Origin of the sequence: Mesoflavibacter sp. CH_XMU1422-2, assembly GCF_037029245.1 — a bacterium.
Classification (GTDB): domain Bacteria; phylum Bacteroidota; class Bacteroidia; order Flavobacteriales; family Flavobacteriaceae; genus Mesoflavibacter; species Mesoflavibacter zeaxanthinifaciens.
In genome coordinates this window covers 44,978-59,610 of sequence record NZ_JAYMEE010000060.1, presented here as the reverse complement: position 1 = coordinate 59,610, position 14,633 = coordinate 44,978, and the positions used below count along the sequence as shown (strand labels likewise).

The 14,633-nt window shown below is 31.1% G+C and carries 16 protein-coding genes; 10 read left to right on the top strand and 6 right to left on the bottom strand.

The annotated features are described in order from the left end of the window. Nucleotides 1-43 precede the first annotated feature (43 nt). Both WA340_RS09175 and WA340_RS09170 read right to left on the bottom strand, forming a co-directional pair. Nucleotides 44-592, bottom strand: coding sequence for an HNH endonuclease (locus WA340_RS09175; protein WP_027880169.1), 549 nt, complete (start codon nucleotides 590-592; stop codon nucleotides 44-46). A 67-nt stretch (nucleotides 593-659) separates the two neighbouring features. After that, nucleotides 660-1,289: a 7-carboxy-7-deazaguanine synthase QueE gene (locus WA340_RS09170; protein ID WP_223076202.1), complete on the bottom strand. Its 630-nt coding sequence runs from the start codon at nucleotides 1,287-1,289 to the stop codon at nucleotides 660-662. 166 nt (nucleotides 1,290-1,455) lie between these two features. Here WA340_RS09170 and WA340_RS09165 point away from each other — a divergent pair, with 166 nt between their 5' ends. The 9 genes from WA340_RS09165 (at nucleotide 1,456) to rluF (ending at nucleotide 8,339) form a co-directional block, all read left to right on the top strand. Continuing rightward, on the top strand, nucleotides 1,456-2,232 hold the full coding sequence (locus WA340_RS09165) for a hypothetical protein (protein ID WP_336128625.1): 777 nt from the start codon (nucleotides 1,456-1,458) through the stop codon (nucleotides 2,230-2,232). A 7-nt stretch (nucleotides 2,233-2,239) separates the two neighbouring features. Beyond that, a complete protein-coding gene (locus WA340_RS09160; RefSeq protein WP_336128623.1) occupies nucleotides 2,240-2,980 on the top strand; it encodes a hypothetical protein in 741 nt (246 codons plus the stop codon). Nucleotides 2,981-3,008: 28 nt separating this feature from the next. Continuing rightward, nucleotides 3,009-3,701 (top strand): hypothetical protein, encoded by a 693-nt coding sequence (locus tag WA340_RS09155; RefSeq protein ID WP_336128622.1) that lies wholly within the window; start codon nucleotides 3,009-3,011, stop codon nucleotides 3,699-3,701. Between the two features lie 86 nt (nucleotides 3,702-3,787). Next, the gene (locus WA340_RS09150; RefSeq protein WP_336128620.1) at nucleotides 3,788-5,305 is read left to right on the top strand and encodes a helicase HerA-like domain-containing protein; all 1,518 of its coding nucleotides are present in this window, start codon (nucleotides 3,788-3,790) and stop codon (nucleotides 5,303-5,305) included. Between the two features lie 15 nt (nucleotides 5,306-5,320). Next, complete coding sequence (locus WA340_RS09145; protein ID WP_336128619.1) at nucleotides 5,321-5,872, top strand: hypothetical protein; 552 nt, start codon at nucleotides 5,321-5,323, stop codon at nucleotides 5,870-5,872. Nucleotides 5,873-5,963: 91 nt separating this feature from the next. Continuing rightward, nucleotides 5,964-6,365 (top strand): hypothetical protein, encoded by a 402-nt coding sequence (locus WA340_RS09140; RefSeq protein WP_336128617.1) that lies wholly within the window; start codon nucleotides 5,964-5,966, stop codon nucleotides 6,363-6,365. Then, a complete protein-coding gene (locus WA340_RS09135) occupies nucleotides 6,362-6,727 on the top strand; it encodes a cupin domain-containing protein (protein ID WP_336128615.1) in 366 nt (121 codons plus the stop codon). The genes WA340_RS09140 and WA340_RS09135 overlap by 4 nt, the downstream gene beginning before the upstream one ends. 2 nt (nucleotides 6,728-6,729) lie before the next feature. Then, nucleotides 6,730-7,569, top strand: a complete 840-nt coding sequence (locus tag WA340_RS09130) for an alpha/beta hydrolase (RefSeq protein ID WP_336128614.1) — start codon at nucleotides 6,730-6,732, stop codon at nucleotides 7,567-7,569. A gap of 2 nt (nucleotides 7,570-7,571) precedes the next feature. Further along, nucleotides 7,572-8,339: a 23S rRNA pseudouridine(2604) synthase RluF gene (gene rluF / locus WA340_RS09125; protein ID WP_336128613.1), complete on the top strand. Its 768-nt coding sequence runs from the start codon at nucleotides 7,572-7,574 to the stop codon at nucleotides 8,337-8,339. Nucleotide 8,340: 1 nt separating this feature from the next. Here the strand turns inward: rluF and WA340_RS09120 are convergent, their stop codons facing one another. The 4 genes from WA340_RS09120 to WA340_RS09105 form a co-directional block, all read right to left on the bottom strand. Then, nucleotides 8,341-9,036, bottom strand: coding sequence for a YwaF family protein (locus WA340_RS09120; RefSeq protein ID WP_336128612.1), 696 nt, complete (start codon nucleotides 9,034-9,036; stop codon nucleotides 8,341-8,343). A gap of 40 nt (nucleotides 9,037-9,076) precedes the next feature. Further along, the gene (locus WA340_RS09115) at nucleotides 9,077-9,967 is read right to left on the bottom strand and encodes a bifunctional 5,10-methylenetetrahydrofolate dehydrogenase/5,10-methenyltetrahydrofolate cyclohydrolase (RefSeq protein WP_027880178.1); all 891 of its coding nucleotides are present in this window, start codon (nucleotides 9,965-9,967) and stop codon (nucleotides 9,077-9,079) included. A 73-nt stretch (nucleotides 9,968-10,040) separates the two neighbouring features. Beyond that, the gene (gene ffh, locus WA340_RS09110) at nucleotides 10,041-11,369 is read right to left on the bottom strand and encodes a signal recognition particle protein (RefSeq protein ID WP_027880179.1); all 1,329 of its coding nucleotides are present in this window, start codon (nucleotides 11,367-11,369) and stop codon (nucleotides 10,041-10,043) included. Between the two features lie 132 nt (nucleotides 11,370-11,501). Then, the gene (locus tag WA340_RS09105) at nucleotides 11,502-13,901 is read right to left on the bottom strand and encodes a hypothetical protein (RefSeq protein ID WP_336128609.1); all 2,400 of its coding nucleotides are present in this window, start codon (nucleotides 13,899-13,901) and stop codon (nucleotides 11,502-11,504) included. A gap of 144 nt (nucleotides 13,902-14,045) precedes the next feature. Here WA340_RS09105 and WA340_RS09100 point away from each other — a divergent pair, with 144 nt between their 5' ends. After that, nucleotides 14,046-14,561: an RNA polymerase sigma factor gene (locus WA340_RS09100; protein ID WP_336128608.1), complete on the top strand. Its 516-nt coding sequence runs from the start codon at nucleotides 14,046-14,048 to the stop codon at nucleotides 14,559-14,561. Nucleotides 14,562-14,633: the final 72 nt, after the last annotated feature.

The following is a 14,633-nucleotide window of genomic DNA, read 5'->3' as shown; positions in this document are numbered from 1 at the left end:
AGACTATTTCATTTTTTAGTTAAAATGTGTGAGTTTAAATAAATTAAACTTTTAGATGTCCCCAATTTTCACCAGTTTTTATACGATGCAATTGCATTTCTGAAACACCAAACTGCTTAGCTAGAATTTTTAAACGTGTACGCCTATTAGGATCTAATAGTTTTTTCTTTAAGCGCATAGCTTGTGTTTCTGTTAGCTTAGAGTATTTGATAACACTATTTTTTGCAATGTAATCGGGATTTTTGAATTGGTGAAGTTCTTTTTCTCGTTTAGTTGCCCATTTTAGGTTTTCTACTTTATTATTCATTTTGTTATAATCTAAATGAATAACATACTTAGCATCTTCAGGTTTTTCTAAAAAATGTTGAGCTACAATTTTATGGATGTATCTTGCTGTTTTTGTCCCTTTCTTTTTAACAACAGATACTGTATTATAACCGTTTATAGAATACTGTTTTTCTATTAAAACATCTTCACCGTTAACTACTTTTATTAGTCTACCGTAGTTAGATATTTTAAATGTCATTTGTTCGGAAATATCATTATCAAAAACAATGTCTTTCCATTTTTCGTTGTAGTGATTTCTAATCATATTGTATTACATTTACACACTTAATAATATACATTATGATTAATAGCATGCTGCTAAGTTACTAATTTTAAGGGATATTGAGATACTTATGTGTTTGCAATGACACTTTCCATTTAGGATTTGCCATTACGTAATCTACAATTAATGGTATCATTTTATCTCTTTTACTCCATTCTGGTTGCATGTATAAAATGCAGTTATCGTTGACTTTAGCGGCTTGTTCTTCTGCAAATTTAAAGTCATCTTTATTGTAAATTATAACTTTTAACTCGTCTGCTTTTTCGTAAACTTTTTTTGTAGGTAATTTCATCTTTTTTGGAGATAAACATATCCAATCCCATTGTCCTGTTAGCTCATAAGCACCTGATGTTTCAATATGAATCTTACAACCTTCTTGCTTTAATTGTTTTGTAAGCTCTGTCATGTCCCAAGTTAATGGTTCTCCTCCTGTAACAACTACTGTATCACTATATTTTTTTGCATTAGCAACAATAGTCTCAGTTTTTGTAGGTGGATGTAGATCTGCAATCCAACTTTCTTTAACATCACACCAGTGACAACCAACATCACAACCACCTATTCTTACAAAGTAAGCTGCTGTGCCTTTATGATATCCTTCTCCTTGTATGGTATAAAATTCTTCCATTAACGGAAGCATTAAACCTTTGTTTACTAAATCTTGAATCTCTTGCTTCATAGCGTGCAAAAGTAAGACAAATAGCTAAATATCTCTTGAAGATTTTTGCTTAATCAACATTTTATCTAATTATTCTTACAAATCAACGAAAAACCTGAAACCAAGGGGCTTGTAATTTCGTAAAAGGAATATGTAAGTTTATTTTTACAAGCGTAAATTAATAGTCATGAAAAAAATTAACATCCTAGTTTTAGTTTTACTAACTTCAGTTTTATCTTTCTCTCAAGTTGGAATAAACACCTCAAATCCAGATAATTCTTCAATTTTAGACATTGAAAGTTCTGATAAAGGTGTATTATTTCCTAGAATGACTTCTGCAGAAAGAGATGCAATTGCAAACCCTGCTAACGGACTTATCATCTTTAATACTGATGATAACAAACTTCAATTTAATATAGGAATAAGTACTGCTCCTATTTGGACATCTGTAAACAATAATCCAAGTGTAAGTACAGATGCTGGTAACCAATTAACTAGTGGATCTGACAATGGTGTTTATTTAGGAAGAACATCTCATTTTGGTAAATTTAGAATTACAGGTACAGGTAATGTTACCATTTCTGGTTTACCTTTTGAGCCTTCTCAAGTAAAATTTACAGCTCATGCTAATGTTGAAACTTATAATTTGAATTCTGACAACGGAACAGGTAATAATAATAGTGGAATTTCTAATGCTTTTGGATCTATGAATGGTTATGTCACAAATTATAACAGTATTATAGACCAACAGATGATTTATGTCGGTGGATCTGGTAACTCTATTAATGATATTTCAAGATTTTCTTCTAGCTCACACTGTATCGGGATTAGATATTCAAACCAAAATGGTGATAGTTTAGGTATAACTTCTGCTTCAATTGTAAGCTTTAATGCTGACGGTTTTACTATTAATGTAGATCGATATGCAGATAATTTAGTTGTTATTTTTGAAGCCTACAAATAAGGAAATTATGAAAAAAATATTTTTTCAAATTGTCTTTATTTGTTTATCATCATTTGTATTTGCCCAAGTAGGAATAAATACTTCAAACCCTGATCAATCTGCAATTTTAGACATTAACAGTAATGAAAAAGGTATTCTTTTACCAAGGTTAACTAGTGCCGAAAGAGATGCTATTTTAAATCCTGCAAATGGTTTGATTATTTACAACACGGATAGTGATGAAATTCAAATCAATACTAATACATCCGCAACACCTAATTGGGAAGCATTAAGTATTACAGCAACGTCAACAGCATCTCCTGGCCAATCTACCAAATACAGCAATGTAGATGTAACAACTAATGTTAATAATAATACATCTATACATTTACCTGTTTTTGGGCTTGCAGAATGGAACGATAATACTTCTCTTTACGTTATAGACAATGTAAATCATACAGTAACTGTTAATGAAACCGGAAGATATGAAATACTAGTTAATGCAAGTATTATATCAACCAGTAATAGTGCAAGAAAAGCTCCAGAAATGTATATTTCTGTAAATGGCACTCAAGTAGGATCGTTTTCTTCTACTGGATACATGAGAAGAGCTAACGGTCATGAAGAAACGACTTTAAACCTGAATGAAGTTATACAAGTTAACGCTGGCGATGTTATTAGTATAGATATTTTAAGAACAGGAAACACTGGTACTGTTAACCTAAGATCATCAGGTAGCACTAATTTTTATATAGAAAAAATACTATAAATAAATCCCTCCAAATAGATTAATAGCAATGAAATCTTTTCTTATTATATTATTTTTTACAATTAATTTCACTTTATCCTTTTCTCAAGTAGGAATAAACACCTCTACTCCTGATGATGGATCTGTTCTGCAAATAGATAGCACAACTGGTGCTTTTGTACCACCAAGAATGACTAGTACAGAAATGAACGCTATACCTACGCCTCTAGAAGGAGCTATGGTATATAATACAACAACAAGTTCTTATTATGTATTTAAAAATAATGTCTGGTCTCCACAATCTAGTCGTACATTGATTATTAACAGAAACTTTCCTAATAACAATAATGCTTTAGCCACACCAAATAACACTTATGTAAACTTTCCAATAGGTACAGCAGATGTTATCTCAAATAATTCAGAAGTATTTAATGTTACTGGCAATGGTACAATAGAGATTTCTCAAGCTGGAAATTATTTATTTACAGCTTCATTATCTTCACCTAATATGCCTAACGGAAACACTAAATACATTTTAGCTCTAGAAGTAAACAACACTTTAGTTGGTTATTTAAACAGAGGTGTTGCAACTTTACAAAGCACTGATTATTGGGGAACAAGCGGCGCTATTATGTATCCAGTAAACGCAAATGATGTTGTAACTATTAGATATGTAATTAATAATAACGGCACTACTATTAACGCTAGATTTGCAAATATAGGCATCACCAAACTGGACTAATAAAGCCTTATAAACTGTTAATATTTGCTTATTAGCTTATTTTTTTCTTCTTGTTTTTTCCTTTACTTTTATCCAAATTTAGTACTATGGGTAATCAAGAAGAATTTTTTAATCACATTGTCAACGGAAACACCTGTAAAGGTGATTTTATCACATTAGGATCTGCTATCTTAAATGGACAGACTTTACAAAACGCTTATGTAAACGTACCTCTAAAAACCATGAATAGACATGGTTTAATTGCAGGAGCAACGGGGACAGGTAAAACAAAAACACTTCAAGTCTTAGCCGAAAATTTAAGCGAAAAAGGCGTACCTGTTTTACTAATGGACATAAAAGGTGACTTAAGCGGTATTGCGCAACCAAGTCCTGGTCATCCTAAAATTGACGAACGTATGGAAAAAATAGGATTAACTTTTGAACCAAAAAGTTTTCCTGTTGAAATCATGAGCCTTTCTGAGCAAGATGGTGTAAGACTTCGTGCAACTATTAGTGAGTTTGGTCCTGTTCTAATCTCAAGAATTTTAGATTTAACAGAAACCCAAGCTGGTATCGTTGCTGTAATTTTTAAATACTGCGATGATAACAAATTACCCTTACTTGACTTAAAAGATTTTAAAAAGATTTTACAATACGCTACCGATGAAGGTAAAGAAGAATTTAAAGAAGCTTATGGAAGAATAAGTACAGCGTCTACAGGTGCAATTCTTAGAAAAATAATAGAAATAGAGCAACAAGGCGGCGATCTATTTTTTGGAGAAAAAAGTTTTGATGTAGAAGATTTGGTGCGTACAACACGAGATGGTCGTGGTTATATAAATATTATTAGATTAACAGATATACAAGATAGACCTAAATTATTTTCGACGTTTATGTTAAGTCTTCTAGCAGAAATCTATGAAACTTTTCCAGAAAAGGGTGACGCAGATAGACCTGAATTAATCATGTTTATAGACGAGGCGCATTTAATTTTTGACCAAGCCTCTAAAGCCTTACTTAATCAAATAGAAAGCATTGTAAAACTAATACGAAGTAAAGGTATTGGAATCTATTTTGTCACACAAAACCCAACAGATGTGCCTGAAGGCGTTTTAGGTCAATTAGGATTAAAAATTCAGCATGCTTTACGTGCATTTACAGCAAAAGATAGAAAAGCAATTAAGCTAACAGCACAAAATTATCCAGATACCGATTATTATGACACTGCAGAAGTTTTAACTGCTTTAGGAACAGGAGAAGCTTTAGTATCTGCTTTAAACGAAAAAGGAAGGCCAACACCATTAGCTGCTACCATGATGCGTGCTCCAATGAGTAGAATGGATATTTTAACTGATACCGAATTAAAAAACCTGTTAGACGACTCTAAATTAGTTTTAAAATACAACGAAAATATTGATAGAGAAAGTGCTTACGAAATGCTTAACAAAAAAATTGAAAAAGCAGAAATAGCTAAAGCAAAAGAAGAAGAAAGAGAAGCAAAAGAAAAAGCATCTAGAAAAACCTCAACCAGAAAAAGTACAAGACAAAACCCAATTATAAAAGTATTAACTAGCGCTACATTTATTAGAGCCGCTTTTGGTATACTAAAAAAAGTTATCAAATAAACATTTAAAATGTATATGAAAAAAACAATATTAGCCTTAAGTACCATTGCTATATTAGCAACTTCTTGTAAAAATGAAGTAGATCCGTTTTTAGTTAAAGAACAAAACATAGGAATGCTTACCGACAGTACTCAAATAAAAGATTTAGATATCATTTTTGCTAAAGACTCAATTGTAAAACCAATAGCTGGTGATGAGTTTGCTGGTTCTGTAAACACAATAGAAGTTTATGAAACAGGCGGAAAACATTTACTTTCAATAACTCCAAAACAAGTTTTAGATAGCACCTCAACTATTTCAATAGTAAAATTTAAAGACCCAAGATATCAAACAGAAAAAGGAGTAAATAACTTAAGTACTTTTGAAGATATAGAAAAAAATTACACAATTTCTAAAATTCAAAACTCGTTTAAAAGTGCTTCGGTTTTTGTAAAAGGAAGTAAAATGATGTTTTTATTTGATAAAAACGATTTACCTGCAGAATTTAAATTTGACATCACAAAAACTATAGAACCTGCTAACATACCTAGCAAAGCAAAAATCAAACATTTTATGATTGGATGGTAAAAAGGTATTTAGTATTTAGTATTTAGTATTTAGTATTTAGTATTTAGTATTTAGTATTTAGTATTTAGTAAAAATATTAAACAAGTAATTAATGAGTGTTATCGAGTTTAAAAATTCAAAAAAGAAAAAAGCAAATCTTATTGCTGCTGTTTTATGGATTATTTACTCTATTGCCATGTTTTATTATGACAGTAAAAACTCTATATGGTATAAATATCTTGGTATTCCATTAGTTGTTTTTTATGTTTTGGCATATTTTTTTGACAAAGGAATAATCTATCAAATAGATAACAACATTATTAAAACTAAAGGTATTTTTAGCAAATCTTTTAATTTAAATGATTTGAAAAGAATTAACCGAAACCAACACGGAATGCGATTAATTTCTGATCAACAAAATGATTTTAGAATAGAAAAATCTTTTCTTACAATTGAAGATTATAACGCTCTAGAAAGCATATTGAAAACCTATGAAAAAGCTACTGAACAATGAAAAAATATACCATACAAAATAGTCCTTTTGTTGTACCAACAACTGACGGAAAGTTAATAGAAGAACATTTTGGGCAAGCTACAGATGGAAATAAAGATATTAGCATTGCGCATATGATTGCACCTGCTGGTTGGTCAGAACCTTTTCAAACACCAGAATTTGATGAATTTACGTATATTATAAAAGGTAAAAAGCAATTTATTATTGAAAATGAAACGGTAGTTTTAGAAGCTGGACAATCTATTAAAATTGAAAGAAACACAAGAATACAATACTCTAACCCTTTTACGGTAGCTTGTGAGTATATTTCTATCTGCACACCAGCATTTTCAATGGATTTAGTGCACAGAGAAGACCAATAAAAATGAAAAAAATAATCAAAAAAGCTTTGCCAAAAATAATTGGCACATCGCTAAATACCATAAGTCATGTAGCACCAAAATATGCTAGTACAAAAGCATTAAATTTATTTGCTACGCCACGCAAAGGTCGTTTAAACCAGACGCATAAAAACTTTTTAGACAAAGCAGAACAATCTACTTTAAAGTATCAAGATTATACCATCCAAACCTATCGATGGAATGGAGAAAAACAAACCGTTTTATTAGCGCATGGTTGGGAAAGTAATACTTACCGTTGGAAATCTTTAATCAATAAATTACACCAAAACGGACATAATATTATTGCGTTAGATGCTCCAGCACATGGGCAATCAAGTGGTACGCAATTTAACGCTATTTTGTATTCAGAGTTTATTAACGTTGTTGCCTCTCATTATCAACCAACTGTTATTGTTGGTCATTCGGTTGGTGGTATGGCTACGGTATTTTTTCAGTATAAATATCAATTAAAAAGTATTGAAAAACTAGTATTACTTGGCGCTCCTTCAGAGTTTACCAAAATTTTCAAAAATTACGTCAATATGCTAAGCTATAATCGTAAAATTGAAAATGGATTAAACCGATTAGTGGTTGATAAATACGATAATGAACCTGCATTTTTTTCTTCAGCTAATTTTTCAAAAGATATTGAAGCCGAAGGATTAATTATTCATGATAAATCTGACAAAATTATAGATTATGACGAAGCTGAATTAATTGCAAAACATTATAAAAATTCAACTTTAAAAACTACAGAAGGTCTAGGACACAGTTTAAAACATGATAGTATAGACGACGAAATTTTAAACTTTATAAACAGCTAATTTTGGAAGAACAACAATTAACAAGACTTAATAAATACCTTAGCGAAGCTGGTTACTGCTCACGTCGTGAAGCAGACAAACTTATTGATGCTGGTCGTGTAACTATTAATGGAGTTGTCCCAGAAATGGGTACAAAAGTAGCCCCAAAAGATACTGTTGCTGTAGATGGAGAAATTATCAAAAACAACAAAGACAGTTTTGTTTATTTAGCTTTTAATAAACCTGTTGGTATTGTTTGCACTACAGATACTAAAGTTGAAAAAGACAATATTATAGACTTTATTAATTACCCAAAACGCATCTTCCCTATTGGTCGTTTGGACAAACCAAGTGAAGGATTAATTTTTTTGACTGATGATGGTGATATTGTTAACAAAATACTTCGCGCCAGCAACAATCATGAAAAAGAATATGTAGTTACCGTAGACAAACCAATTTCTCAAACATTTATAAATAGAATGTCTAACGGAATACCTCTGGAAGAATTAGGTAAAACCACAAAAAAATGCAAGGTTAAAAAGTTAGATAGTCATACTTTCAATATAATTTTAACACAAGGTTTAAACCGTCAAATTAGACGTATGTGTACGTATTTAGGTTACGAAGTACAAACCTTAAAACGTGTTAGAATAATGAATATAAAACTAGACGTACCTGTTGGAAAGTATCGAGAATTTACTAAGGATGAAATCAAAACTTTAAACACACTTTTAGAAGATTCGACAAAAACGTTTCAAGCAAAGCAATCTAGAAACAGACGTAAAAATTAATTTAGTTTTTCTTTCTACTTACAATATAAAAAGGAAAATAAATTAACATAAATGCAGGCACTAAGATTAACTGTACTTTAATAATATAATAAGGCCAATCTCCTAAATAATCTAACACAGATCCCGAGATTGGTTTTTTATTTAAATAAGAATAATTAGCTTCTAAAAAGTAATTTATAACCATTAAAACAACCATATACAGTTGTAATACTAAAAAGGATTTAAAAACACTTTTTAACTTAGGTTTCATCTTTAAAACTACAATTGCATAACTGATAATGGTTAGTAACCCTAAGTGAACAATCCAATATCTAAAATAGTCAAAAGAAGGAAAACCAACTTCTATATCTGGTGTAATAACACCTTGAGATGTACCCAGAATTATCCAAAACAATAATATCTCAAACAACCAGAACCTTCTTGATGTAGTAAAAATAAAGATGAATAATGCCATAAAACTACACAGAAACAAAGGTAAGTCTGAAGTAACATCATAATATCCAAAGCAAATCTGATATAAATGAAACACTGCCATAAAGCCAGAAACAAAAACACCTAAATATTTAAATATTTTGTTTTGGTTTATTGTAGTTTGATTTAATGCAAATCGAATTAAAACAATTGTTGCTATTACAGCTATAGCAATAGGCAGTATATGTTCTAAACTTCCAAATAAAACACGTTGAGATAAAGGCATAAAAAAACCTGAATTAAATTCAGGTTTTAAAAATAGACATTTATTTTTTATTTATTTTTCTGTGTCGTTCTCTTGCTAATAAAGTGTTTTTAAGTAGCATTGCAATTGTCATTGGTCCTACTCCACCAGGAACAGGCGTAATAAAACTTGCTTTTTTACTTACATTTTCATAGTCTACATCTCCTGTAATAACATAACCCTTAGCAGCTTCTTCGTCCGGAACACGTGTAATACCAACATCAATAATTACAGCATCGTCTTTTACCATTTCGGCTTTTAAAAAATTTGGTACACCTAATGCGGAAATAATAATATCTGCTTGACTTGTAATTTGTGTAATGTTTTTAGTATGACTGTGCGTTAATGTTACGGTTGAATTACCAGGAAAGCCTTTACGTCCCATTAAAATACTCATCGGTCTTCCTACAATATGCGACCTCCCAATTACTACAGTATGCTTACCTTTTGTGTCTACTTGATAACGATCTAACAGTTCTAATATTCCAAATGGAGTTGCAGGAATAAAGGTTGACATATCTAAAGCCATTTTACCAAAATTCATAGGATGAAATCCATCTACATCTTTATCTGGGTGAACAGCCATTAATACCTTTTGTGTATCTATTTGAGGTGGTAAAGGTAATTGAATGATAAATCCATCTATATCATCATTTTCATTTAACTCTTCTATTTTATCAAGTAATTCAATTTCGCTAGTTGTATTAGACATACGTACCATTGTAGATTCAAATCCTACACGTTCGCAAGCTCTTACTTTACTTCCTACGTAGGTTAAACTTGCTCCGTCATTACCTACAATTACTGCAGCAAGATGTGGCACTTTTTCGCCATTTGCTTTCATCTTATCGACTTCAGCTTTAATTTCGTTTTTTATGTCGTTACTTACCTTTTTTCCGTCAAGAATTGTCATGTTGTGTTGTTGTTATTTAATATTGGTAATTTAACTTATTTTACTGTTTGTTTTTAAAACAAAAAAACATGAGTTACCTCATGTTTTTCATTGCTTGCATCATACGTTTTCCGCCGCCACCTTGCATCATTTTCATCATTTTGCTCATTTGGTCAAACTGTTTTAGTAACTGATTGACTTCTTGAACAGATGTACCAGAGCCTTTTCCGATACGTTTTTTTCTACTTGCATTTATGATTGAAGGATTAGCGCGTTCTTTTGGAGTCATAGAATGAATTATTGCTTCTATACCTTTAAAAGCATCGTCATCTATATCTATATTTTTCATCATTTTTCCAGCTCCTGGTATCATTCCGATAAGGTCTTTCATGTTACCCATCTTTTTGATTTGCTGGATTTGTTTTAAGAAATCGTCAAAACCAAATTGGTTTTTAGCTATTTTCTTCTGTAATTTTCTTGCTTCTTGCTCATCAAACTGTTCTTGAGCTCTTTCTACTAAAGACACAACATCACCCATACCAAGGATACGATCTGCCATACGTGAAGGATAGAAGACATCGATTGCTTCCATCTTCTCTCCTGTACCAATAAACTTAATTGGTTTGTTTACTACAGACTTAATAGAAATTGCGGCTCCACCACGTGTATCACCATCTAATTTGGTTAAGATTACACCATCAAAATTTAATACATCGTTGAAGGCTTTTGCTGTATTAACAGCATCTTGACCTGTCATAGAGTCTACAACAAATAGTGTTTCTTGTGGTTGTATAGCTTTATGGATGTTAGAGATTTCGGTCATCATAGCTTCATCTACAGCCAAACGACCAGCGGTATCTATAATGACCACATTGTGCCCGTTAGCTTTAGCATGTGCAATACCTGCTTGCGCTATTGCTACAGGATCTGTGTTACCTTTATCACTATATACATCTACCTTTATTTGGTCACCAACTACGTGTAACTGATCTACCGCTGCTGGACGATACACGTCACAAGCGACTAGTAAAGGTTTTTTTGTTTTTTTGTTTTTTAAGTAATTAGCTAGTTTACCCGAAAAGGTAGTTTTACCAGAACCTTGTAAACCTGACATTAAAATTACAGTTGGCGCACCAGACATGTTAATACCTTCTGCATCACCACCCATAAGTTCGGTTAACTCGTCTTTAACGATTTTAACCATTAACTGTCCTGGTTGTAACGTTGTTAATACGTCTTGACCAAGCGCTTTTTCTTTTACTGTTTTAGTAAAATCTTTAGCAATTTTATAGTTAACATCGGCATCTAAAAGCGCACGTCTTACTTCTTTTAAAGTCTCTGCAACGTTTACTTCTGTAATGCTACCATGACCTTTTAGTACGTGTAATGCTTTATCTAACTTTTCACTTAAATTATTAAACATAATTTTCCTATTTTTTTAAGAAGCACAAAAATAGCAATTTGTAGCGTATTTGTAAAGTCTTAATGAGATTAAATTGAATAAAAAAAGACTGTCTTTTTTAAGACAGTCTTTAATATAATTGCATGTTTGCTTTTATATTTTTTCGAAAACAAAAACAAATTCGTTGTTATTATCATCGTTAACATGATGTAACTCTAATCTATTGCTATTAACTTCTGTAATGTACCAATCGTCATCCATTTGCCAGTAAGGGAAGATACCTAAGTAGTTAATAACGTATCTTAAATTACCATTTTCGTCTCTTACCACTTCACCTTGTAGGTTAGTTATAGTACCGGCATTATTTGCTTGAATGTTTGCTCCTGAAGAAAAATTAAAAGTTATTCCTGAGTAATCTGATGTGTTATCTACGCCTTCCATAGTAGAGTATGTAATTTGCCAAATACCATCATATAACCAGTTTTGTATCTGATCAACATCTCCATCTGTGGTGTTATTACATTCTTTTTCTAGCTTTAAAGTTGTTCCATTTGCTGAAAAAATAATATAATCGTCTGTTATACTTGTTACTGTGTAATAACCGCCTAATCCTGAAGATGTTCCTTGCATTGCAAATAACACTACTAATTGATCGCTAGCTGTGTTTTCTGCAGACAAACTTCCGTAGTTAATAGTTTCTCCTTCTACTGCATAAACAAATTCATTTTCATTAAAAGTGAATGTTTGTCCAGCATATGTACTAGTTTGGTCTACACCTGCATTAATGTAGCTATATACAGTCCAATCGCACTCGGTTATTGTATTAAATAAATCTGTTTCTGAATAACATGGTAATTGTTCTAAAATTAGATATTCTCCGCTTGCATTTTCAAATTTCAATCTGTCTGAATCACACTCAATCAAGCTCCAATAATCTGATATTGCTTGGATATTTGGACCTGAAATATTGGCTAATTCTAAAATAATTTCGCCAGAAGTTTCTTCTGTAACATTCCAATATCCATTGTAAGAATTACCATTATCTGTATCTGTAATTGCTATATCTGCATTATCTTCAAAAGTTAAATTGAAGTTTAATAGATTATCACTACCATTAAGGTTAACAACATTCCACACACAGGTTTGTAAATATGAGTTTACATCTGATTCTGTGCAATTTAAACTACAATCTTCTAAGATTAAGCCTAGTTCTAAAATTTCAAATTGACTTGGATTATTTAGCACTTCTATTCTTACATAAATAGTTTGAGGACTTGAAATATTACTATATGCGGTTACATTTGGTATAGCATTAACATTAGTTTCTGCATCTACTATAGTTTCATGAAAGCTTACTTGTACGGGACTTGATATTGTACAACCATCAATATCACTTAAACCTTCATAAAGATTGAACGTTTCTAGTCCATCATTGTTTTCGTCGCACTTTACAATATCATTAGCTTCTAAACAACCTAATGGATTATTGCTAACAGTACAGTCTTGTTCTATTTGCATTGTGATTTGACCGTTATCTAAATTGTACTCGTCTTCATCATCACAATTAACAATTGTCCAATCGCCTGCTAAGTCTTCCCAATCTGTTGTAAAATTTAAAGTTATGATTGCTCCGTCCTGAGTTACTGACCAACTACCATCATGAATTATATTACCAGCTTCGTTTAAAACAGAAAATTGATAATTAGTATTAAAATCTATGTAATAATCGCTAAATACATTAGAATTGTTATAGTTTGAAATATCCCATAAACATTCTTTTAGGTTTAGTTCTACATTTTCGTCTGTACAGTTATTGTCATCGTCATTCCAATCGTAATCATCATCTTCGTCGCATGTACCATCTGCATCGCTTATAGCTACTTCTAATTCTTGGTTATTATTTACAATTACAGTGTTTCCTGAAGCGGTTATTAATGTTACAGGAAAATCTAAACTTGCTAAAATTGGTCCGTCTAAATCTTCTAAAAAGTTATATAAAGCTTCATCGGTATTTATTGTCACTGTATTGATAACCTGAAAATCTGTATTATAAATTGAAAAGGATACTGGATATACAAAGTCAATACATTCTATATCATCATCATCTTCATTTTCTCCTAAACAATCGTCAATTAACTCTTCTAATTCTTGCTGACTAGTAATTTGAATTTCTGTATAATTGTTTAAAGTCACAGTAATTGGAAATGTAATATTTACCTGATCATCATCATTAGTAAAAGCATCTAAAATATTTTCTAATTGACTATAATCTGCTACACTTTGTATTGTAATTGTAACACCATTTGCCGTAACAGTTACGGGCAACACAACTTCTAAACAGTTGGCATAATCTACTATATTATCTTCAGACCCATCATTAGAAGCCATTCTTAACATTAAGTTAGCAGCTGTTGAGTCGCCTTCAATTATATCTTCATTTGAAGGATTGATAATTTCGGTTTCTTCGTTTTGACAAGACATTGTTAGCATTAATGCTAAAAACGACAAGTAAACAAAGTGTTTTAGTTTAAAAAAATTAATGGTCGATTTCATAATTGTAGTTTTTTAATTGATATTTTCTTTTCAAAGCTTGTTTTTCCCATGCTTCAATTATAAAACAGACATGTTTAAAAAATTCCTACCTTGGGTTTCTAAAAAATTTTTTCTTTTTTTGAGAAATTACTAATAACCAATCTAATGTCTGAAGATTTACATAAAAATATTTGCAATCAAAATTTATTTAAAGTCTTCTTTAAAAAGCATTCTAAAAATTTACATGACTTTTTATATTATAAGTTTGGAGAACGATTAAACCCTCAAGATAAAGTTCAAGACGCTTTTATTAAACTATGGGAAAACTGTAAAAAAGTGCCACCAAATAAAGCAAAAAGTTACGTCTACACTATTGCTAATAACTTAATGCTTAACGAGGTTGCACACCAAAAAGTAGTTTTAAAACATCAAAAAAATAAACCGAAAGAGCATAGCAACGAAAGTCCTGAATTTTTAATGGAAGAAAATCAATATCGAAAAAAATTAGAAAACGCTATTGCAAATCTTACCGAAGCCGAACGTGTCGCTTTCTTGATGAATCGTACAGAAGGTAAGCGCTTTAAAGAGATTGCTGAAATTTTAGATATAAGTACAAAAGCAGTAGAAAAACGTATTTATGGAGCTTTAAAAAAATTAAGAAAAGAAATAGAAGGTTTATAAGATTATTAATTAAAAAGATTAAAGTGAAGGTAGGAATTTTAAAATCCAACTTGTTATATTATTGAAGTGAAA

Excerpts from the sequence above, each read along its gene's own strand:
- WA340_RS09105 (WP_336128609.1), bottom strand. The coding sequence starts at position 13,901 with ATGAAATCGACCATTAATTTTTTTAAACTAAAACACTTTGTTTACTTG.
- WA340_RS09165 (WP_336128625.1), top strand. The coding sequence starts at position 1,456 with ATGAAAAAAATTAACATCCTAGTTTTAGTTTTACTAACTTCAGTTTTA.
- WA340_RS09170 (WP_223076202.1), bottom strand. The coding sequence starts at position 1,289 with ATGAAGCAAGAGATTCAAGATTTAGTAAACAAAGGTTTAATGCTTCCG.
- WA340_RS09100 (WP_336128608.1), top strand. The coding sequence starts at position 14,046 with ATGTCTGAAGATTTACATAAAAATATTTGCAATCAAAATTTATTTAAA.
- WA340_RS09130 (WP_336128614.1), top strand. The coding sequence starts at position 6,730 with ATGAAAAAAATAATCAAAAAAGCTTTGCCAAAAATAATTGGCACATCG.
- WA340_RS09135 (WP_336128615.1), top strand. The coding sequence starts at position 6,362 with ATGAAAAAATATACCATACAAAATAGTCCTTTTGTTGTACCAACAACT.
- WA340_RS09120 (WP_336128612.1), bottom strand. The coding sequence starts at position 9,036 with ATGCCTTTATCTCAACGTGTTTTATTTGGAAGTTTAGAACATATACTG.
- WA340_RS09155 (WP_336128622.1), top strand. The coding sequence starts at position 3,009 with ATGAAATCTTTTCTTATTATATTATTTTTTACAATTAATTTCACTTTA.
- ffh (WP_027880179.1), bottom strand. The coding sequence starts at position 11,369 with ATGTTTAATAATTTAAGTGAAAAGTTAGATAAAGCATTACACGTACTA.
- WA340_RS09115 (WP_027880178.1), bottom strand. The coding sequence starts at position 9,967 with ATGACAATTCTTGACGGAAAAAAGGTAAGTAACGACATAAAAAACGAA.
- WA340_RS09140 (WP_336128617.1), top strand. The coding sequence starts at position 5,964 with ATGAGTGTTATCGAGTTTAAAAATTCAAAAAAGAAAAAAGCAAATCTT.
- WA340_RS09160 (WP_336128623.1), top strand. The coding sequence starts at position 2,240 with ATGAAAAAAATATTTTTTCAAATTGTCTTTATTTGTTTATCATCATTT.
- WA340_RS09175 (WP_027880169.1), bottom strand. The coding sequence starts at position 592 with ATGATTAGAAATCACTACAACGAAAAATGGAAAGACATTGTTTTTGAT.
- WA340_RS09150 (WP_336128620.1), top strand. The coding sequence starts at position 3,788 with ATGGGTAATCAAGAAGAATTTTTTAATCACATTGTCAACGGAAACACC.
- WA340_RS09145 (WP_336128619.1), top strand. The coding sequence starts at position 5,321 with ATGAAAAAAACAATATTAGCCTTAAGTACCATTGCTATATTAGCAACT.